The organism is Vibrio sinensis, from assembly GCF_003605645.1.
Taxonomy (GTDB): domain Bacteria; phylum Pseudomonadota; class Gammaproteobacteria; order Enterobacterales; family Vibrionaceae; genus Vibrio; species Vibrio sinensis.
In genome coordinates this window covers 558,920-579,558 of the sequence record NZ_QVMU01000001.1, presented here as the reverse complement: position 1 = coordinate 579,558, position 20,639 = coordinate 558,920, and the positions used below count along the sequence as shown (strand labels likewise).

Annotated in this window: 16 protein-coding genes; 6 read left to right on the top strand and 10 right to left on the bottom strand. The window is 41.5% G+C overall.

The features are described from left to right. Positions 1 to 156 precede the first annotated feature (156 nt). Positions 157 to 540, top strand: a complete 384-nt coding sequence (locus DZ860_RS02390; protein ID WP_120029542.1) for a DUF2541 family protein — start codon at positions 157 to 159, stop codon at positions 538 to 540. 124 nt (positions 541 to 664) lie between these two features. Here the strand turns inward: DZ860_RS02390 and DZ860_RS02385 are convergent, their stop codons facing one another. The 3 genes from DZ860_RS02385 to DZ860_RS02370 form a co-directional block, all read right to left on the bottom strand. Continuing rightward, entirely contained in the window at positions 665 to 3,163 is a 2,499-nt protein-coding gene (locus DZ860_RS02385) for a carboxypeptidase-like regulatory domain-containing protein (RefSeq protein ID WP_120029302.1), read from the bottom strand. A gap of 30 nt (positions 3,164 to 3,193) precedes the next feature. Then, positions 3,194 to 3,898, bottom strand: a complete 705-nt coding sequence (locus DZ860_RS02380; protein WP_120029301.1) for a fimbrial biogenesis chaperone — start codon at positions 3,896 to 3,898, stop codon at positions 3,194 to 3,196. 500 nt (positions 3,899 to 4,398) lie between these two features. After that, entirely contained in the window at positions 4,399 to 4,833 is a 435-nt protein-coding gene (locus DZ860_RS02370) for a DUF4402 domain-containing protein (RefSeq protein WP_120029300.1), read from the bottom strand. An 865-nt stretch (positions 4,834 to 5,698) separates the two neighbouring features. On the opposite strand from DZ860_RS02370, the gene DZ860_RS02365 reads away from it, so the two are divergent. Beyond that, positions 5,699 to 6,055, top strand: a complete 357-nt coding sequence (locus DZ860_RS02365; RefSeq protein WP_120029299.1) for a HopJ type III effector protein — start codon at positions 5,699 to 5,701, stop codon at positions 6,053 to 6,055. Between the two features lie 148 nt (positions 6,056 to 6,203). Here DZ860_RS02365 and DZ860_RS02360 read toward each other — a convergent pair whose 3' ends face one another. Continuing rightward, positions 6,204 to 6,512 carry a cysteine-rich CWC family protein gene (locus DZ860_RS02360; protein ID WP_120029541.1) on the bottom strand — a complete coding sequence of 103 codons (309 nt, stop codon included), beginning with the start codon at positions 6,510 to 6,512 and terminating at the stop codon, positions 6,204 to 6,206. 121 nt (positions 6,513 to 6,633) lie between these two features. Next, positions 6,634 to 7,110: a MarR family winged helix-turn-helix transcriptional regulator gene (locus DZ860_RS02355; RefSeq protein ID WP_120029298.1), complete on the bottom strand. Its 477-nt coding sequence runs from the start codon at positions 7,108 to 7,110 to the stop codon at positions 6,634 to 6,636. 346 nt (positions 7,111 to 7,456) lie between these two features. On the opposite strand from DZ860_RS02355, the gene DZ860_RS02350 reads away from it, so the two are divergent. Next, positions 7,457 to 9,028 (top strand): BCCT family transporter, encoded by a 1,572-nt coding sequence (locus DZ860_RS02350; RefSeq protein ID WP_120029297.1) that lies wholly within the window; start codon positions 7,457 to 7,459, stop codon positions 9,026 to 9,028. A 134-nt stretch (positions 9,029 to 9,162) separates the two neighbouring features. Here the strand turns inward: DZ860_RS02350 and DZ860_RS02345 are convergent, their stop codons facing one another. The 4 genes from DZ860_RS02345 to DZ860_RS02330 form a co-directional block, all read right to left on the bottom strand. Further along, positions 9,163 to 11,079 carry a methyl-accepting chemotaxis protein gene (locus DZ860_RS02345; protein WP_120029296.1) on the bottom strand — a complete coding sequence of 639 codons (1,917 nt, stop codon included), beginning with the start codon at positions 11,077 to 11,079 and terminating at the stop codon, positions 9,163 to 9,165. A gap of 292 nt (positions 11,080 to 11,371) precedes the next feature. Beyond that, positions 11,372 to 12,088 (bottom strand): 3'-5' exonuclease, encoded by a 717-nt coding sequence (locus DZ860_RS02340; RefSeq protein WP_120029295.1) that lies wholly within the window; start codon positions 12,086 to 12,088, stop codon positions 11,372 to 11,374. Between the two features lie 14 nt (positions 12,089 to 12,102). Next, complete coding sequence (locus DZ860_RS02335) at positions 12,103 to 13,992, bottom strand: DUF294 nucleotidyltransferase-like domain-containing protein (protein WP_120029294.1); 1,890 nt, start codon at positions 13,990 to 13,992, stop codon at positions 12,103 to 12,105. A 139-nt stretch (positions 13,993 to 14,131) separates the two neighbouring features. Next, a complete protein-coding gene (locus tag DZ860_RS02330) occupies positions 14,132 to 15,340 on the bottom strand; it encodes an aromatic amino acid transport family protein (protein WP_120029293.1) in 1,209 nt (402 codons plus the stop codon). Positions 15,341 to 15,950: 610 nt separating this feature from the next. On the opposite strand from DZ860_RS02330, the gene DZ860_RS02325 reads away from it, so the two are divergent. From DZ860_RS02325 to DZ860_RS02315, 3 genes are all read left to right on the top strand, one after another. Next, complete coding sequence (locus tag DZ860_RS02325) at positions 15,951 to 16,532, top strand: acyl carrier protein phosphodiesterase (RefSeq protein WP_120029292.1); 582 nt, start codon at positions 15,951 to 15,953, stop codon at positions 16,530 to 16,532. 58 nt (positions 16,533 to 16,590) lie between these two features. Continuing rightward, on the top strand, positions 16,591 to 17,847 hold the full coding sequence (locus DZ860_RS02320; RefSeq protein ID WP_120029291.1) for a DEAD/DEAH box helicase: 1,257 nt from the start codon (positions 16,591 to 16,593) through the stop codon (positions 17,845 to 17,847). A 323-nt stretch (positions 17,848 to 18,170) separates the two neighbouring features. Then, complete coding sequence (locus DZ860_RS02315; protein WP_120029290.1) at positions 18,171 to 18,782, top strand: DNA-J related domain-containing protein; 612 nt, start codon at positions 18,171 to 18,173, stop codon at positions 18,780 to 18,782. Between the two features lie 139 nt (positions 18,783 to 18,921). Here DZ860_RS02315 and DZ860_RS02310 read toward each other — a convergent pair whose 3' ends face one another. Then, positions 18,922 to 20,577 (bottom strand): ABC-ATPase domain-containing protein, encoded by a 1,656-nt coding sequence (locus tag DZ860_RS02310; RefSeq protein WP_120029289.1) that lies wholly within the window; start codon positions 20,575 to 20,577, stop codon positions 18,922 to 18,924. Positions 20,578 to 20,639 lie beyond the last annotated feature (62 nt).

Sequence of the window (20,639 nt, the reverse complement as noted above, 5' to 3'; positions counted from 1 at the left end):
TTGCTTAAAGATTGATACAGAGGGCGTTGCGTTTCCCCTAGTTGAGGTAATTTACTTCATTCAAGCAGAAAATTGACATGGCGCTAGCTTTAGGGGCGAGTTCTGCCGCTATTCTTCGCGGCGACGGTGAAGTGCCGTATTTTTGAGATTGATTTTGTGAATTCAAAGAAACTATTAGCCAGTTTTTGCCTATTCTTAGGTTTTCTTGGTGCTGCGCCAGCGGTTCAAGCTGATGATGACATTACATTGGGTCGCACTATCTTGTTAGGCGATAACGACAATGGTGCCAAAATCCCGTTGATTATGTGCCGTCGAGTGGATGCTATTCAAGTAAGAGCAGATCGCGATTTGTACCTTAAAAAGGTCGAAGTGACGTTCAAAAATGGTGATACCAAAAAGATTAATTTCTATCGTTCTCTGAGAGAAGATGAACGCACGGATTGGCGCAAATTTGCGTACAAGCGTTGCGTTAAAAAGATTGAAGTATTTGGTCGCAGTAAAAACTCTTCTGCAGGCGTTCGCGTCTACGGTCGTAAGTAATATTTTTCCCCTCGCAGATAAAACTCAATTTGCGAGGGGAAGTGATACTGTTAAACCCTTTTATTTGCTATCACCTTTCCCCGATATACTCAACAAGTCGTTGTTCATACACTTTATCTATTCATTAATACAGCCGCTCAAAATCTTGAATATTAAAATTCATTCCCCCAATCCAGTAGTCGCTTTTAAGAAACGTTCCTAACACGTATTCTTGCCTAACGACTTCTTGAGACGTTCTTGCTTGAGTGGCGTTTGATTGAATCGCATTTTTATGAGCAGCAGAATCTAAAGTGTCTATTTCCAGAGTGATCAGATAGTTGCCTGATATCAGCCCCTCGACCATATAAAAGCCATCACGTTCAATTTGACTAGAGTACTCGCTATCTTTCTCCATATGTTTGAAGTGAATGTAGCTATTTTTCCCTATGTCGCCAATCACTAAACCATCGACACCAAACGAAGATTCAAGTTCGATCGTCACTTCCGTCATGCCAATTTGTCGCGTGTTAATCAATATTGGGTTGTAAATTGGTGTCAAGTTAAGTTCCAATGCGCTTTCATCAATATGAATTGATAGACTCTCTTGTGCGGGAACACTTGGGAAAGTGAACTCACCGCTTTCGTCGCTCACTGTATGGTGATGAAAAACTTGTAACGGTACACCACCAATTGGGCGACCGAGTTGATCGACTACTTTGCCTTGAAGAGATGAGTAATTATAGTGCTCCCATGCAATCAGTGTTGTACTTGCATTGGTGAAATTCGTTTTTGCAGCAAATTCAGTGGTTACTTCTATATCATATTGGTCTTCATCCGCTTCAAGGCGGACTTTTAAGTGAGGTGTAACCTGGGTTTCGAGTCCGATAAAATAGCTAAATTGATCCTGTTTTTGATTCGCCTGAAAATCGAATGAGGTTTCCTCTAGTAAACCATTTAATGTTAACCAGCAGTTTTGACAAGCGTAGCGTAAATTGACAGCAGAAGATTGGAACTGACCAGAGTCGTCCCATTCACCGTTGGCTGACCATGAAAAATCAGAGAATGCACTTTTAGTTATCTCGATCTTGTGTCGATAGTCATCATCATGTTTTTCGAAGTCGTGGTGATACATACCTTGATAAGATAGAAACAGGTTACGATGTATTCTGGCGCTGATTCGTGGTTCGATTTCGACGCCACTTTCTTGGTGGGTTAAGTCGAAATTGAATGTGTAACTAGGCTGCGAAAAGGTGTACTGAGCACTATGATAGAGAGAATCGTCGTTAATAAGTGAATCGGATTGGTTGAGCCTTAAAGATAGCGCCTGTGTTTGAGTAAATAAGGCATCTACTTCAATGGGAAAACGGTCAAAGTCAGGTAGCCAACCTATGTGGCCTGCTAACCAGGGAGTAGGTAGGTACCGAGCTTGTAAACCAATGATCCCCTGCGAATCAACGTGGAAATAGCTTCCTCCTGCTGTAAAGTAATCAGCGATACCATATTCAATGGAGGCGGCAGCGACTTTGTCTCGCTGAGTACTTGCGACAAATTGCGTGGACCACTCTCCCGGTGGTAAGAAAGCATCGTCTAATCCGGCAACGGTAATTTGTTCCTCATCCCACACGCCTTGACCAAGAAAATAGCGAAATGTGACGGTGTCACCGGCTTGTATGTCGCTTTCCTCTATAACAAACCGGCCGAACGCATCTGAGCGATAAGAGTTTCGATAAATACCGTTAACCAAGAGATCAATGTTGATGTTCGGTTGAGTGGTATTCTCTATTTGTAACGTGCCAAATTCAGGTTTTCTTTTGCGATTAGTATAATAAAAGCCATCCTCTAGTGCTTGATTTTGGGTAAATACACCACTATTGAGTAACACATGCCCGATCTCTAGTAACCCGTCACTATTATCAGTTTCGATAGCGATGTTGTAGTAAACAATCGGCATTGACGCCTGACTATCGAGTGATAATTTTGCTGTTGTACTCTCGGAAGTAAACAGCGTGTCCGATAACGCGGAATAATCGACATTACGCTCTTGGTCAACACCGTAAATCAGGGATAGGCGCGATGCGAGTCCCATCTGCGCAGACGGTGATTGAATAGGCTGCGTTTTCATTCGCTTGATTTCATTAGCCTGCTTGCGTGAATTTTCCTTGAGTTTAACAATTCGTTGCTCTAATTCTTTGCGAGTATCAAAATGCCGTTCTATGTTGATTTGATAGAGATCCATATACCAATCTATGGACACAGGAAAGCATTGCTCCATTTCCCCCCAGTTTAGATAAACGGTTTGTTTAATCCAGATTGGTGTAATGGGATGGGGTGAGGAAGTACCGTGAGTACAAACCTTGCTTTCTAAGTTCAAAATAAAGGGTGGATTCTCTTTTGCGCTATCGCGAGGAAGATAGTAATGGCAGATTGTCGGTTGGCATTCACCGGTCATTTCTAATAGATAAACTGCGGCATTTTGTATGGGTAAGTAGGGGCTTTCATTATCATCCATCATCACCCGATAAAAATTGTCGCCAGAATCTCCAAGCAACACTTCTATATGGGCTGGGTAAAGCTCATTGCCTGCGGCATGGGTACTAACAAAAAGCCCACTAAAGATAATGAGGGTCAACAACTGTCTAAACATAATCGTTAGCTTGGTCGATTTAATGCAGGTTTAAAACTTGCAATGTTTCAATATGTTGTCGCCTTGCTGGATTGAAACTTGTTTGTTTGCAGGTAAAGGTTTTATTAACATTGTTTCTCTTAATAGCACCAATTTTTCTTGGGTTTCTCCGGTGTTAAGCCACGCATTGAATTGGAATTTACTATGATTTTCTATTTTTACTTTGTTATCTAGGCAGGTGATCTTGACCTTGTTTTGTTGTGCGGATTTTTGAGTTCCTTTTTGTACGTAAATGGGAATATAGCTGTTGATCTTTATGTCTAGATTGAATGCAGAGCTGTTTTCATTCGAATCAATAGAAGGAGCCTCTGCCAATGCCGTTGGAGCAAAGTGAAGATAAGCTCGATATTCGCCCTCAGAAAAGTGCTCAGGTAATCCAGCTAACCTAACGCGGATAGTTCTTCGTTGGTTTGGCTTCAATTTACGAATAATTGGCGGAGAGATTTGGACATATCGAGCAATATCTTCAATATTTTTGATGTCGTTGTTCATTCGAGAGCTGTGTTCATCGTTTAACGGTAAGTAAATAGGCTTGATCTCGAGGCGAATTGAGGTCTCGCCTGTGTTTTCGACTATCACTTTTTCAGTTGAAGCTTGCTCTGCATCCAGGACAAAACGAGTTGGTGCAATAAGTAACTGTGCAAAGGCTTGCGGTACAACTAGCAAACTAATAAGTAGATAAAAAATATTATTCATTTATATGTGACCTCAAATGGAATGGTACCTGTATAAACTCCAGCCTTAATCGATGCAGGTATTTTATTCTTGCACCGATGCAAAGTAAATCAGTACGACCATTAGATTTTATTTGTGCGGTTCCACGATTGGATAATCCACAGTCGAAGTGAATGTGATTTATATTTAACTTGTCGGAGTTTAATTTGTTATTTATCGATTGATTTGGATGTATATCTACGACGACGTGTTTACCTTTTTCGCCTTCCACATAAAATCGAATCATTTGAAAGCTGTCTCGAATATGCGAAATGTCAGCGTGTTGGTTAATACCTGTGGTGTATGTTTGATTATAACTGAGAGTTTTTTTGTCGAATACAATATTAATAGCGTGGGCATATTTGAATATTAATGAGGGAAGAAATAAAAAAATAAGAGTGAGTTGTTTCATAAACAATAATACTCAAATCATGGCGGTTCTAGGTGGCAGTTAAGCCACCTAGAAAGGGAGGGCGACGGTATTAGTTGTATATGACATCTACGTTAGTCGTTGCCGAGTAGGTTCCATCTTCAAGTGTTGCTGCTGAAACGAGTGCAGTAGCACCGATATTCAGTGTTGCCGCACCACCCGTTAGCGTTAGTGATGCTGGCGCATCAAAGTTAATGCCAATTGTGCTGGTTTTGTTTGTTAGCGTTGTATTCGTAACAGAGATACCAACTGATGCGCCATCAGTACCAGATATAGTAAACTGCGCAGCTCCCGCATCGCCTTGTCCAACAACAATATCACTTGTTTGATCTGTGGTAATTTGTCCAAGGTCTAGATGTCTGTCACGAACTAAAGAGACAGCTTGCTGCACCACTAAAGATGCATCAAAAGTCGCTGTTGCAGCGACGACATTCGTTGCAGATAGAGCTAAAGTTGTTGCAATTGCTGATGTAATGATCGCTTTCATTGTAATAAATTCCTTTTATGTTTACTTAGAGCTACCAGTAACTAAACGACGTTCCAGCAGAGGAAATAGTTAATAAGTGCCAGTTATAGTGATGAGAAATAACCTCATTAAATTAGTGCTTAATTTAAGTGAGAAAAAATAAAGACTAAATTAAATTCTGTATTTCTCATGCCTTTCGATTATTGAAGCTATTACAGAATCTTTTCGTTTGCAATAGAATGTTAATATTTATATCAACGAATACGTGATCGGTTCAATAATTAAATGAGATTAGAGTGAATTCATATATCTAAACTAAAGTTTTTACTTGCGATGAATGTTGTTGTGTTTGTTTTTACGTGTTTATATGGGTGTGTGTGCTGTATTTATTGTAATGTAGCTTTGTCTTTATTCGACACATATCTATTTATAATTATTATTCTCAATAGTGATAATTATAATTAACCCATTTTTCTAATAGGTATATTAAGTTCAGCTCTTGATGGGGGGTAATATACATTCCTAACATTTTATCTATAGTCGAGAAATGCTAAATAAGGACTATCTAAGGAATTATTCAACGAACTTTGGTAAGGGTAGGAATGAGTGTTATTAATAATCTAATGTGAATGGTTAGCTGTTGCCAATTGATTTCAGCCTAATAAACGATGCTTGGATATATACATTAACAACTCAATACATATCGATGTAAGGTACATTGTCGCTCAGGAACTAATGCTCTAATTGTCTGATTTTGCTTGGGTTTACATTGTAAATAGTAGGGGGTGAGGAGGAAATCACTCGTTCACTTTTCTTCGTTTCGCTCTTCCTTTAAACTGAGTCTTAAGTAGCAATAGGAATAAAGTTCTAATAGGAAAGAGACTAAATGGATATAGAGCAGTTTTTAGATAAAGTAGCCAACGAGACGAATACCATTACGTTTGAGGAAACAATGAAAGTCATTGATGATTCTTATGATTTTTCTCCGGTGGCTTTTCAAAATGGGAAGGCACACAACGATGCAGGTCAAAACAGTGGTTCTTGTAAAATTTTTGCATTTGCACAATTACATTCTTTGTCGCAGTCGCAAACATTAAGGTTATTTGGGCGTTTCTATCACGAAGACGTACTGCAAAATCCTTTAGGTGATGACCACCAAAATATTCGCAATTTTATTGAGCATGGTTGGGATGGGGTAGTTTTTTCTCAGCCAGCGTTAGTGTTGAGCACCCGTAAAAATTAGAGTTATAGATAGCGCTACCTTGTTTAGATATTTCAATAACATAGTTTGATCTATGCCTAGAGACGGTTCAGTTATTGTTTATCTTTATTTTTTGGGTAGAGAACAAAAGAGCGTTCGATTTAGTAGATATGTCGAATGCTCTTTTAAGCTAGGCTAATGGTAGTTTACTGAGACATTGGCGACATAAGCAGGACTTCGCATCAGAGTTAGCTGGCATTTCGCGCTTCTCTAATTCAAAACACCAACATGTTTCTTTTCCATTAGCAATATCACATTGAGCTGGGCTATCACAAGTAGGGCAAACATGTGTTGATTGCTCACCACTTAATGCGTTCATTATATTGAAGCGCTGATCCTCAGACAAACTAACCCAACCAATAATTTCATTCATTGTTCGGAAGCATCCACTGCAAATACCACCGACATTTTTGCAAGCCGCACGGCATGGCGATTTCAACATCATTTATCCTAGAAAATTATGACCTTTTGATTGCGTAACGAATATCGTTTCTATTTAGTCTTAAGAGGTGGGGGATTTAACCCGCTGTCACCTCTCATAGGACGAAACCGATAGGGGGTCATTCCGTTTTAACGATGCTTCCTAGCTCTAATACAGGAGCAACATCGATATCTTCTGCATTCATCATCGATGAAATACGTTGAACCGAAGAAAGTAATAATGATTGTTCCCAATCTTCAAGCTTTTGGAATTTATTGATGAAACTTTGCTGCAGCGGCATTGGTGCGCTATTAAGTACTTCGATCCCTTTCTCGGTGAGGTGTGCATGAACTTTGCGCTTGTCAGATTGGCTGCGAATACGCTGCACTAAGCCATTACGCTCGAGGCGATCAAGAATGGTGGTGGCGGTAGCCTGGCTCATGTTGGTATGCGTCGAAAGTTGTCGGATAGTGACTTCACCTAACTCGCGTATTGAGCGCATAAGAATTAACTGTGGACCCGTCAGACCGGACTCTTTGCTTAATTTTTTTGAATGCAAATCTATTGCGCGAATGATTTGGCGAATAGAAATGAGGACTTCTTCGTGTTTTTCCACTCTACGACCTATTGAGGCAAATACTACTCACGAGACGATACATCAAAATGTAACTGAGTTGAAGCTATCATTGTTGCCTCTCCCAGGGTCAAATAATGAAATAATCATTAGTGTACAAAATATATTATAGGCCGTTAGGCTGCATAGATTGATTAAAAAACATGCATAAACGGACCGTTTTAGTCATAAATTACGATTTTTTACGTAATAACCTAGAATAAATGCTATTTAAGCGTACAATAATCAGTAACCGCGCTCGAGTTTATTGAATTAAACTGATTATTGCTCTAAGTAAATTTATTCAATTTGCAGCACGGGTTTTTAAAATCGACTTAAGAGAGGACACATGACTAAGGGGATTGATAAGTACAGTATCGACAGTACTGACTACACCGTAGGTCAAGATAATGTCCAAAAATGGGGGTTTGATGTACATAACCCTGTTTTTGGTATTAGTGCAGGTTTGATTGGGCTATTTCTTGTAGCCGCGTTGGTATTTGATGCCGAATCAGCTAAAACCGTACTTGATGGCGTAAAATGGAAGATCATCGGCAGTTTCGATTGGTTGTTTATCTGGTCTGGCAATATTTTTGTCATCTTCTGTTTAGCATTAATTGTGTCACCATTCGGACGAATTCGACTTGGTGGTACCGATGCAATACCTGACTACTCGTTTATATCGTGGCTATCTATGCTGTTTGCTGCTGGTATGGGTATCGGCTTGATGTTTTGGAGCGTCGCCGAACCAGTCGCTTACTTTACTGGATGGTATGAAACACCATTAGGAGTAGAAGCAAATACACCAGAAGCAGCTGGCTTAGCAATGGGTGCGACCATGTATCACTGGGGACTTCACCCTTGGGCTATTTATGGTGTTGTTGCTTTATCACTCGCATTTTTTGCATACAATAAAGGTTTACCACTTTCTATTCGCTCTATTTTCTATCCAATACTTGGCGATCGTGCTTGGGGATGGGCAGGGCATATTGTTGATATTCTTGCGGTATTGGCAACCTTGTTTGGTCTAGCAACTTCCTTGGGACTAGGAGCTCAACAAGCTGCTAGTGGCATACACCATGTCTTTGGCGTTGAAGCCGGACTAGGCCTACAAATTGTTGTCATTACCGTTGTGACGTTACTTGCGGTTGTCTCGGTGATCCGAGGAATTGACGGCGGTGTTAAAGTCATCAGTAACATCAACATGATTGTGGCATTTTTACTGCTGATTCTTGTTGCTTTGGTTGGATACGCCGTGGCACTAGGTAATATCCCAACGACCTTTATGGCCTATATCGAAAATATTATTCCATTGAGTAACCCTCATGGAAGAACCGATGAAGCGTGGTTCCAGGGTTGGACTGTGTTTTATTGGGCATGGTGGATTTCTTGGTCGCCATTTGTAGGGATGTTTATCGCACGTGTCTCAAGAGGTCGTACGGTTCGCCAATTTATGATCGCTGTTTTGTTGGTTCCAACGGCTGTGACCTTGTTATGGATGTCTGTGTTTGGCGGTATCGCAATTGATCAAGTGGTTAACCATGTCGGCCAGTTAGGTACGCAAGGTTTAACCGATGTATCACTCGCTATGTTCCAAATGTTCGATGTGATGCCATTCGGCACTGTGTTATCCATTATAGCGGTCGTGTTGGTGTTGGTATTCTTTATCACCTCATCAGACTCTGGTTCATTGGTTATCGATAGTATTACCGCTGGTGGTAAGGTTGATGCTCCAGTGTTACAGCGCATTTTCTGGGCGTTTATGGAAGGTGCGATTGCAGTTGCACTGCTTTGGATCGGTGGCACAGAGGCGGTACAAGCACTGCAAGCAGGGGCCATCTCTACGGCATTACCGTTTACTTTCGTATTACTTATGATGTGCGTGAGCTTAATCATGGGGATGCGAACCGAACGTTATTAACGACATTCTAATAAGTAATAAAAAACCGCCTTACGTGTAAGGCGGTTTTTTTGTTTAATACTTCAATGTGACCTCTTGAAACCATGAGGTCACTGAGTAAAAGAGCCATCAGCGTTAATGTTTCAAAGTCGTAGTTACAACTTAAAAGTATTAACGATTGAATCTAAACGACGAGATAAGGTTTGTAACTCTTGGCTCGCCGTTGCCAATTCTTGCGCTGTGGTGGTCGTCATTTCATTAATGCTATTGATGGCATAAATGTTTTCATTGATGGTGTAAACCACGGTTGATTGCTCTTCGGTTGCTGTTGCGACTTGCGTATTACGATCTGAGATGTCATTAATATGCGCAGAAATCGTTTGTAGCATTTCAACGGCTTTATCTGATGAGACAACCCCATCTTGTGTCACTGATTGACCAGCTTCCATCGCGACGACGGCATTTCTAGCATCGGCTTGAAGCTTGTTGATCATTTTCTGAATTTCATCTGTTGAATCAGCTGTACGGCTGGCTAGGTTTCGAACTTCGTCAGCAACGACGGCAAAACCTCGACCTTGTTCACCTGCACGCGCGGCTTCAATTGCTGCGTTAAGTGCGAGTAGGTTGGTTTGCTCAGAGATCGCTCGAATGACTTCCAAGATAGAGCCAATGCTTTGCGTTGTGGAAGCGAGCTCTTTAACCACCTCTTCCGTTTGTGCATTGTTGGCTGCTAAGTGGCTAATCGCTTCTTTGGCTTGTTCAACAACAAAGCGGCCTTGCTCTGTATTTGATTCCGCAGTACCGGCAATTTGCGCTGCTAATGCTGCGTTTGAAGCGATTTCATTAATAGTTTCACCCATTTCATTAATCGCGGCGACCACTTGAATGGTTTGATCACGCTGATTTTGGCTATTGTCATACGTCGTGCTTGCTTTACTGGCAACACCAGATGCAGCTTCTTGTAGGGCATAGCTTGTTTCTGCCACATCACTAATCGTTTGGTGGATCTTTTCTATAAAGCTATTAAAGCCTAATGCCAATTTTGCCATTTCATCGTTGCCATTGACTTCGATACGTTGTGCTAAATCACCACCACCTTGGCCTAACTGCGTAAACGTTTTCTCTAAGCTTTCAATCGGTTTAGTTATGCTACTGGCGAGTATTAGTCCGATAAAAATGAACGCGACAGCAATAGCGAGGGTGAACATGGTGATTTGCTTCGCGGTATCGTTAAGGTCGGCGAACACTTCATCGACTGGTACTACGCCAACGGCATACCATTTCATCGATTCAATATAAGTCGTCGCTACAAGCACTTCTTGTCCGTTTAATGTACTGCGAATCATATTAAAGCCGTGAGTATTTAGTAGCTTGCTCGCCTCAGGCCCATATATAGAAGAGAGTGTGGATTCCAGCATACCTGACTGGTGGTGTATTTTGATTCTACCGTCGCTATCAGCAAGAAATACAAACCCGGTTTCTTCAATTTTAAGACCATTAAGTAGAGAGACCATGTCATTTAAAGACTTAGATAGTCCTGACATGCTCATGCCATTAAGTTGTTGGAAATTAGCGAACATTTTCACATCGCCATTGGTTTCTTGGAAGATGCTTACTGATGTTTCTTGATTCGATTCAGTAAAACCAAAAAACCAGTTGTCTTCGACTTTATTTAATTGTCTCAAAAAGCCGTTTTGGTTCCAGAAATAAGCGGTTTGACGATTGGCTATTGTTGCGTCCATTAACTGGTATTGGTCACGGACATTATTCAGCTGTTGAACTAACTTTTGTTCAACGACTGGATCGCGATCCTCAACGGCAATGGCATCGAGTAAGAATTCATTATTGGCAATTTGAGTTGCTGCAGAGATTAACTGAGAAACTTCACCATTCACTTCATTTTTAATATGATCGAGCGTTAAAGGCAGCTCAATATCGACTAAGCGATGCGTCAATACTTCTTTTGCTTTTTGCTGGGCTAAAACGCCAACGAGCACGGTGGAAGCTAAGACAGCAACGGCGATGCCGAGTACGATCTTATGCTTAATTTTCATATAACGAAAGTTGTACATCCTAATGCCTTGGTAGTTATAAATTATGAAGCCAAATGCTTATTCGGGTATTATCGACTGCTACCTTGTAAACTTTAAGGTAATTTGACTAATAATTTACATCTTTTCGGCTGGTATCACTCAGTGGTTGTGGTTGTGTTTGGTGGAAGTGGTGAGAACATCACGGAAAGAAAAAGATTAAGAAGTGTGGTTTTTTGATTGAAAAACCACCTGGTATATCAATAAAGATCAGGTGGTTACACTTATCAGACATCAACTTCCTTTAAGTCATGACGTTAATGCATAAGCCTGTTTATAACCATATTCTACCAATCGGGGAAGTTCTATCGTAGTGGTGCGCGATTTGGGCTTGAAGTAATTCGGCCGTTGCAATCGCATCGGTTAGAGCATGATGTGGTGTGTATGGTGGTAAGCCATAGCGTTGACGACTCGCACCTAAACGGACCGAGTTTGGTCGCTTACCCTTTAATTTATTAATCAGACCGCCAAAATGCTTTGCTTGAATATCGGCTTCAATAGCTAAGGTATCAAGTAAGGGAAATTCGACCCCCTCATTGATGCGGTTACGTAATGTGATATCGAAAAACTCGCGTTCGATGCGTTGGTAGTGAACCACAGTAACTCGTCCAGCGAGTTCTTCTAGTACCTCCGGAAAAAGTTCACTTATATCAGGAGCATGCAATATGTCGCTATGAGTGATTCCGTGAATGATGACCGATTCCTCCTCGAGAGGTCGCCTAGGTCGCACAGTCCAGTGTTTTGCTTGATTAATGAAAATCCTATTGAGGTTAAAAGGAACCGTTCCAATAGTAATGATTTCATCGTTATTTGAGTTCAAGCCAGTTGTTTCGAAATCCATGGCTAAGAATGTCACCTCTTCTAAAGGTGTAGACGCACTGGGTAATGGCACACTATAAAACTGTTTTAAGGCAGGGTGCTGACATTGCTTACTTTTTTGCTCAAACTTTCTAGGCCAATCAACCATAGGAATTTGAAATAATCGTTTCATAATTTCATTGTTCCTTATTTAAAGCTGTTGCTGGCTTGGTAACGAAACTTAAGGAAGTTTTGCGCGTTGCTTAAAATCTGAAATGCATCTTTCAAGTTTCTTCGTTCAAAATCAGACAGATTTTCTGGCTCAATATTATTGTCGGGCTCAATCTCATTTTGAACGTCATAAGCTTGGTGACGAATGCGCACCATTGAAATGAATTCCAGTGCATCACGTAAGTCTCGAGCTTTTCCTTTCGGTAAAATGCCTGCATCTTCAATGTCATCAAGGCGTTCAAAAGAGTTTTGTGAACGAGACCCAACGGCTAAACCATGGACACGAATCACGTCAGCAAGAGGGGCTGTACCACGACGTTTAAGATTAATTGAGTTTTTGTGTCGGCCATCTTTTTCCATCACAAAGTCTTTGAAAAAGCCCAGTGGTGGCGTGCGATTCATAGCGTTACGAGCCAAACATGCAAGGAAACGGTTGTTTTTACGTGCTCTTCTAACGATAAACCCGTTAAGTTGTTCAGCCCATTTTAAGCGTCCATAAACCCCAACGAGATCGAAGAAAATAGAAGCATTGAGTAGTGCTTTCGGGTTTGGATTATCAATCCAATCAGCAAAACATTCTTCCCATTCGGTTCGGGTCATCCGCCATTCCGGGTTGGTTGCCATAATATCGCCAGTGCAATACGTGTAGCCGCACTTTGCCAAGCCATCGCACACTAATGTTGATAGTTGTGCGAAATACTCTCCGTGAACTTCTGCATCGTAGCTATCATCAAGGATGATGGCGTTGTCTTGATCCGTAACAAGCAGTTGTTCATCACGTCCCATCGACCCAAGGGCTAAGAAACAAAATGGAATAGGAGCCGTGCCCAATTCTTCTTCTGCCAATTCAATGATTCGTTGCTTAAAGCTTCTACCGATGACAGACATGGCACTGCCGACCATATGTGAGTTGGCATCTTCGTTAACCAATCTAACGAAGCTGTCTTTGAGTTGTTCAGATAACGAGGCAAGCTCATCGAAAGATTGCTGTTGGAATATGGAGCTTACTAACAGTAGGGAGTTTTGAGATTCATAACGAACGATATCGGTCGCTTCAATGATGCCAATGGGTTTTCTATCTTTTAGTACGGGCAAGTGGTGCGCGTTATAGCGCAACATGGTGAGCATCGCTTCATAGACATAAGCATTATGGTCGAGCGAGATAACGTCAGTCGACATGACATGTGAAACAGGTTCATTGGCATCAACACCTTGTGCTAGCACTCGAGTGCAAAGGTCTCGGTCTGTAATGATGCCAACAAGCGGTGTATTATCATCTTCATCATCATCTTGGATCTCAGGGTCGATAATTAACAACGAGGAGACATTCTCTTCGGCCATTTTAATCGCTGCGTTCTGGATTGACTCCGAGGCATAAACAAAGGGGGCATCACGATTTAGTAACGTTGTCACTTTTGAGGTGGTGAGGTCGTTTTGTTCCTGGCTACTGGAAACCGCATTACGTAGACGCGCGCTATCTTCAACTTCAACAAAGTCAGCAAAGACCTCATGATTTTCGTATAGCTCAACAAACACCGCTTCTGGAATACAATAAAGTAAGGTGTCTCGAATGGCTTTAGCAGGGAAACGAACTTTATTGTTGGTGAGTAACCCCATTTGACCAAATAGTGCACCCTCATCAATTCGGTTATAGAGTTCACCTTTACGACGGTAAACCTCCACAACACCCGAACGCACCATGTAGAGATCTTGAATATGATCACCAAAATGAATGATGGGAGAATCTTGTCGGTAATAAGATATTTCGATGTGATTGGTGACGTAGTTGAGCACTTCATCTTCGAGTTCATCGAAAGGAGGGTGCTGAGAGAGAAAGTTCTTAATCTCGAGTAATTCGGCTTCCATTAGGCATCCAGATACGATTGGCATGTCTGTTTATGGTACACGATCTGCCAGGGTCCTGCATGGATGAACAAAAAAAGCTTGGAAAACCAAGCTTTTTGATGTTTTAACAACCAAATTTTATTGTTCGGCTTTGGCTTGCTTAACCAAGTGCTGGTAGAACCCCAACTGTGATCAGTACTTGTGCGACTACAATCATTACACCGAAGCTAAAACAAACCCCTAGACCCATTTGTCCACCAAATACACGGTAACCTTCGGCTGCTTCTGTTTGGGTAGAACGCACTTTTTTTGCCATCACAATCGGTAAGAAGATTGCAAGAATCGCTAGGGCAATGGCTGCATAACCTAGTGCCATAATAAAGCCTTGTGGGTAGAACAGAGCAAAACCCATTGGCGGTAAAAATGTAATCAAAGCAGTGATAACACGTGTGTCTTTGGTGGTTTTCGATTTGATTGAATCGCCAAGGAACTCAAACAATCCTAAGCTCACACCAAGAAAAGAGGTTAACAACGCAAGGTCAGCGAAAATACCGATCGTGTTAGTGAGGTTTGATTCATTTACTGTTGCCGCTAAGGTGTTAATTAGGGCGCTCAAGCCTTGGTTTTCTAAGAGGCTACTTTGGCTAACCACGCCAAGTGTGACTAACTGCCAGAATACGTAAATAATCAGTGGAATCGCAGAGCCGATAATAATCGCAGTGCGAAGAGAGCGAGTATTGCCATCTAGGTATTTAACAATCGCAGGAATGCTGCCGTGAAAACCAAACGAAGTAAAAATGACAGGAATAGCAGCAACGATCAATCCTTGTTGGATTGGCATACTGAGTAAGTAAGACTCCGTCACGTTTGGAGCTAAAAAGACCAGTACGGTCGCCATTGCAATCAATTTAAGAAGAAACAAAGTGCGGTTTACTTTATCTACAGAGGCCGTGCCTAGTGTGACTACGCTAGCAACGATGATGGTGAAAAGAATCGTCCCAACCATAGGTGACAGTTCAATATTGGTGAATTGTGAAATACGTTCACCAAATTGTGCACCACCGCCAGCAATGTAGGCTGCGCACAAAGAGTAAAAAAGGAACAGCATAGCGAAGCTTGCGACCCATTTTCCTTTGCTGCCAAGGATCTGTTTAGCCAAAGTGTGCAAAGTTGCATCACTGTCTGCGTGTTGATGAAGCTCAACCATAATTAGGGCGGTATAAGACATTAACGCCCACAAAACAACCATGATTAATAGTGAGGTGCCAAATCCAATACCAGCAGAAGCAATTGGCAAGGCAAGCATGCCCGCGCCAATTGTAGTGCCAGCAATGATCAAAGTACTTCCGATTACCTTTGATTTACTCATTCTGTATACCATTCTTTACATTATAGCTAATAGACAGTCAGCTTAGACTACTAATTGAAAATCAATTAGCAGTTAAGGCTAGGTGGAGTCTGATTTTGTAAAAGATTCGTCTGTTCGTCAACAACTTTGTATAATTTATTATCCATTAATGTACACATTAATTTACGGTTACGATAGTTGGGCCATTTATACTCTTAGCAATCGTTTTCGGAGCGATATGATGATAAATAGATCGTCATGCTCTTTCATTAGAGCATGTTCTCATGTACAAAGGGCGTAAAGGAGCGGCTGTTTTATCCTACCGTTGCGTTTTGATACGAGATTCAGGTGTGTATCTCTTGATGTATTAGAGACGTAAGGTCGGAGTGATATAAACAAGTTAATAAATGGAGGTCCCAATGAGTGACCAAACACATAGTGAAGAGAGCTTGGAGCTACTTGATGCGCTTGAAATCGGTATGAATCTTACTGAATACGAGCAAATGCTTGAAGAGCTTCTTGAAACACTTTAAGTCGTAGGCTGATCACTTACGTTCTTACCAGTAGCCAGTGCATTCGCGCTGGCTTTGTGCTTTTATGAATAGTAGTTAACTCGACAAAAATATTGTTCATGAACTTTCTCGCACATTTACACATCGCAGAACACTGTCAATCAAGCTTGCTTGGAAACTTGTTAGGGGACTTTGTAAAAGGTGATCCTAGCTTGGTTTACCGAGCCGATATCGTTAAAGGTATTCGACTGCATCGTTTTGTCGATTCGTACACAGATACTCACGATATCATGCGTGAGGCTAAATCCTATTTTGACCAGAGTAACCGACGTTTTTCAGGGATTGCATTAGATGTATTCTGGGATCACTGTTTAGCCGTCAATTGGAGTCAATTTCATCATAGTTCACTGGATGATTTTTGTGATAGTGCAAAGTCGCGAGTGAAGCGAGATAGTGACTTTGAACTACCAGAACGGTATATCAACGTCTCTACTTGGATGTGGAATGATGGTTGGTTAGCGTCTTATGCTCAATTAAGTAATATTGAGTTTGCTCTGCAACGTATGTCTAAACGCTCACCGAGAATGAGAGAGCTGGAAAACAGTTTTGCTTTCATAGAGCGTTACTACAACGAACTTAATGCATTGTTTCTACGCTTGTATCCACAAGTTTTAAATGCATCAAAACAACATAAACTCTAGCCTAACTGAGGCAGAAGAGTATAGAATCCCTGCCTCATGAAATTCGAGAACTAGTCACATGTCATCAGCATTTAAACAATTAGGGTTATCCGATCTACTGGTTAACACTGTTTCTGAATTAGGTTTCAGCCAACCAACCGATGTCCAAGTACATGGTATTCCAGCAGTTTTAACTGGAAAAGATGTATTGGCTGGGGCTCAAACAGGTACCGGTAAAACCGCTGCGTTCGGCTTACCTATCATTCAATTGCTGATGGAAAAAGGCGCAAAAAGAGACATTCAAAGTAATGATGTGCAAGCCTTAGTGCTTGTGCCGACTCGTGAATTGGCTCAGCAAGTATTTGATAATGTATCAGCGTACGCAAAAGGAAGCGACCTTAAAGTGGTGACCGCTTACGGTGGTACGAGCATGCGCATTCAAACCCAAAATCTTCAGTCGGGTTGTGATGTACTGATAGCGACACCTGGTCGCTTAATTGATCACCTTTTCTGTAAAAACATCAACTTGTGGAAAACCAGTTTTTTAGTACTTGATGAAGCTGATCGCATGTTAGATATGGGCTTTATGCCGGATATAAAACGTATTTTGGGTAAAATGGCCAAAGAGCGTCAAACTCTGTTCTTCTCTGCAACATTTGATAAAAAAATCAAAGAAATTGCCTACAAGATGATGAATGAGCCTATTGAAGTTCAGGTGACACCGACCAACAGTACGGCAGAAAACGTTAAGCAAATGGTTTATCCAGTCGATAAAAAACGCAAATCAGAATTGCTAGCGTTTCTGATTGGTTCGAAAAACTGGCAACAGGTGCTTGTGTTTACAAAAACTAAGCAGGGTAGTGATGCGCTGGCGAAAGAGCTTAAACTTGATGGCATTAAAGCGGCTTCCATCAATGGTGATAAGAGTCAGGGCGCACGTCAAAAAGCATTGGATGATTTCAAATCTGGTAAAGTTCGCGCGTTAATCGCGACGGACGTTGCTGCTCGTGGCCTAGATATCCACCAGCTAGAGCAGGTCGTTAACTTCGATATGCCTTATAAAGCTGAAGATTATGTTCACCGTATCGGTCGAACAGGCCGTGCCGGTCAAGCTGGGTTAGCTGTCTCTTTGATGAGTCAAGATGAACATTATCTGCTTGAGGCGATTGAACGCTTGTTAGATACCCGACTACCGCAAGAATGGCTTCAAGGTTTTGAACCAAGTTTGAGAGAAACGTTGGATACCGAGGGTGGTCAACGTAGAAATAGTCGATCGGCTGAAAAACGTAAAATGAAAGCGAAGCTAAAGATTCACGCAGGCCGTGGTAGACGTTAGGTTTTGCTAAAATTTTAGCTTTAGTCATTTTTAGAACCGACATTAAATGAAACGTTTGATGTCGGTTTTTTTATGTCTTTTTCTATTCTACTTATACTTCAACGCAAAATGGTCGTTTCTAGGTTTCTAGGTTTCTAGGTTTTTTGCGCTCATAAGCTCTCTTGTCGAGTTTCTAGCAGATGGATTATTCTGATGAGTAGCGAGCTTTTCTAATGCTTTTGTTTGGTACCGCGTTATCATTACTGATGAGTCAGGCTCGACAACTATGTATGCATAATGTTTGATTAATAATAATGGAAAGGAATGATTGGAATAGCTATTAAATGACCCACCACGTTGCAATCAAAGGAAGCGATGCACCGGAAAACCCGCTTCTTTGGCCAATTTTGTCTTTATTAGAACGTTCCCCATCAGGTTGGAAAGTACATACACTGGCAAACGCTTTATGTGACAAGCAATTAATGCCTCAACTTGATTCTGATGCAAACAAAGACTTATTTAAGCGCAACTTCTTGATTATGAATGCGTTATATCAATTACAGGAAACACTTTTTCCTGGGCAATGGTTGCAGGTCCAAGCAATGGATATTGTGCTGATGCGGGGAGGCTTATCAAATTCGCACTATGTCGATATTAATGATCCATTAAGAGAGTACTATTCAGATTGGCTTAACTATGAAGCGGATGAAAAGGAAATTACTCGATTGCTTCGTTCGTTTTGGACTCGATATCACCAACACGTTCATCAAGGTGGTGACTGTTCTGTTAGTCGAACGAAAGCATTAACCCTATTTGAACTTCAAATCGACGCGAATCAAACAGAAATTAGAAAGCGTTGGCGTAAACTCGCCTTGCGTTGGCATCCTGACCGTAAAGGAGGTGATCCCCATCGCTTTCGCGAGTTATGTAATGCTTGGCAGGTATTAAGAGAATAATAGGGCGCTTTCGCTAAGTTATCGATTTAGACAAATAAAAAGCGCCTAATTTCTGAGGCGCTTTTTTCATCGTGATATTTGTAATCATGATAGGTGGTGTTGTGTGACTAAAAGAATGCTAGCCACACGCCATCACTCATTATTTAGCAACGTTAAATTGACCTTTACGTAAACGGTTCAATGCTGCCATTACATCTAATACACGTGGCTTAGCTAAATCACCCTGTTTTGGCATGTTGTTGTGCCATTGATCATTTAACATTTGAGAAAACTCTTTAGCTGGGTTTGTTGACCAACCTGAATTTTGTGCCATTTGGAACCACAACCAACCAATAGCATTGATTTCAGAGCTCGACTCAAGCTGCTCGAGAGCAGTAAGGTCAGTGAATTCTTTACCAAAGCGCAAAGACTCTTTACCTTTAGCAGATACACGGAATTTACCATCGGCTAAAATTGAATGCAGCACTACGCGGTTGAATGAACGAGGTAGGAAAGTTTCCAGTGGGCTTTCACATTCGTTAGTACGTTGGGTTGGATGCATCTCAACAACTTTACGTGCTTTTTCAGTCACGTTAACTGGTTGGTAATCGTGCATTTGAATGACAGTGTCAGCAACGTCAAGGTAGTCACCTGAGCCACCCATAACGATAATGGTAGAAATCTCCATGTCATCACGCAACTGACCAATGCGGTCTACTAGTGGAGTGATTGGCTCTTCACCTTTACTCACAAGCGCTTGCATGCGCTCATCACGAATCATGAAGTTAGTCGCTGACGTATCTTCATCAATCAGTAACGCATGAACACCAGCTTCGATAGATTCTTGTAACCAAGCCGCTTGTGACGTAGAGCCAGAAGCATCTTGAGTCGAAAAGTCACGAGTGTCTTTACCCATAGGTAAATGGTTGATGTAGTTCGATAGGCTTAAATGCTGCACACTGCGGCCATCTTCAGCACGGATCTTCATTGCATCACGATTGGTAACAATTCTCTCGCGTCCATCACCAGGGATATGATCATAGATTGAACGTTCAATCGCATTCAGCAATGTTGATTTACCATGGAAGCCACCACCAACGATCAAGGTAATTCCTTTTGGAACGCCCATTCCTTTAATTGGACCTTGGTTTGGTGTTTCTAGCGTGATTTCAAGTGATTCTGGTGCCGTAAATGGTACAGCCTCTTTCATCGGGAAATCACAGTTACCAGCAAGACGTGGTAATACTGAGCCATTGCCGACAAATGCAATTAGGTTACGTTCAGCGAGCTGTTCACGTAGCGCATTTTGGTCTTCAACGACTTCACAGTGTTTCAGCAGAGCAGCCTTGTCTAATTCACGCTCGATAGTCGCGCGGCGGATAAACTTAGGCAAATGGAAAGTCAGTAGGTTAATGGTCTTTTTGCCAAGAACTGAACGACCTTCAGCAGGCAAGTTTGCACGGAATCGAAGTTCAATCCCTTCTTCTGTAAACAATACCGCAGTGCTGTCCAACACTGTTTGACCACTTAACGCGATGCTAATCAGGTTGTCTTGTTTTGCAAATTCAGCAAATTGACGAGCGATAAAATCGCGTGCCGCCATTTGATAAACTTCAGATTTGTCTTTTAACCAATCTAATCCAGTCAATGACCAAGGACGAAACGCACGAACACGAGATGCTGACGCGTATGGATCGGCTTGAACATAATCAATGAAGAAAGTGTAATCACCAAAGTCATATTGACCTTTGATTTGTTGGTATGCGCGATAGTTTTGTTTTTCGATCTTTTTCAAGACCGCGATTAGCTGATCCATAGGGACTCACATTATGTGACGAGAATTGCGGGGATTATAGAAATCGCGCGCCTCAGAGTAAA

Bases quoted from the DNA above. Each gene is read 5' to 3' on its own strand.
- DZ860_RS02385 (WP_120029302.1), bottom strand. From the start codon at position 3,163: ATGTTTAGACAGTTGTTGACCCTCATTATCTTTAGTGGGCTTTTTGTT.
- DZ860_RS02380 (WP_120029301.1), bottom strand. From the start codon at position 3,898: ATGAATAATATTTTTTATCTACTTATTAGTTTGCTAGTTGTACCGCAA.
- DZ860_RS02370 (WP_120029300.1), bottom strand. From the start codon at position 4,833: ATGAAAGCGATCATTACATCAGCAATTGCAACAACTTTAGCTCTATCT.
- DZ860_RS02365 (WP_120029299.1), top strand. From the start codon at position 5,699: ATGGATATAGAGCAGTTTTTAGATAAAGTAGCCAACGAGACGAATACC.
- DZ860_RS02350 (WP_120029297.1), top strand. From the start codon at position 7,457: ATGACTAAGGGGATTGATAAGTACAGTATCGACAGTACTGACTACACC.
- DZ860_RS02345 (WP_120029296.1), bottom strand. From the start codon at position 11,079: ATGTACAACTTTCGTTATATGAAAATTAAGCATAAGATCGTACTCGGC.
- DZ860_RS02340 (WP_120029295.1), bottom strand. From the start codon at position 12,088: ATGAAACGATTATTTCAAATTCCTATGGTTGATTGGCCTAGAAAGTTT.
- DZ860_RS02335 (WP_120029294.1), bottom strand. From the start codon at position 13,992: ATGGAAGCCGAATTACTCGAGATTAAGAACTTTCTCTCTCAGCACCCT.
- DZ860_RS02330 (WP_120029293.1), bottom strand. From the start codon at position 15,340: ATGAGTAAATCAAAGGTAATCGGAAGTACTTTGATCATTGCTGGCACT.
- DZ860_RS02325 (WP_120029292.1), top strand. From the start codon at position 15,951: ATGAACTTTCTCGCACATTTACACATCGCAGAACACTGTCAATCAAGC.
- DZ860_RS02320 (WP_120029291.1), top strand. From the start codon at position 16,591: ATGTCATCAGCATTTAAACAATTAGGGTTATCCGATCTACTGGTTAAC.
- DZ860_RS02315 (WP_120029290.1), top strand. From the start codon at position 18,171: ATGACCCACCACGTTGCAATCAAAGGAAGCGATGCACCGGAAAACCCG.
- DZ860_RS02310 (WP_120029289.1), bottom strand. From the start codon at position 20,577: ATGGATCAGCTAATCGCGGTCTTGAAAAAGATCGAAAAACAAAACTAT.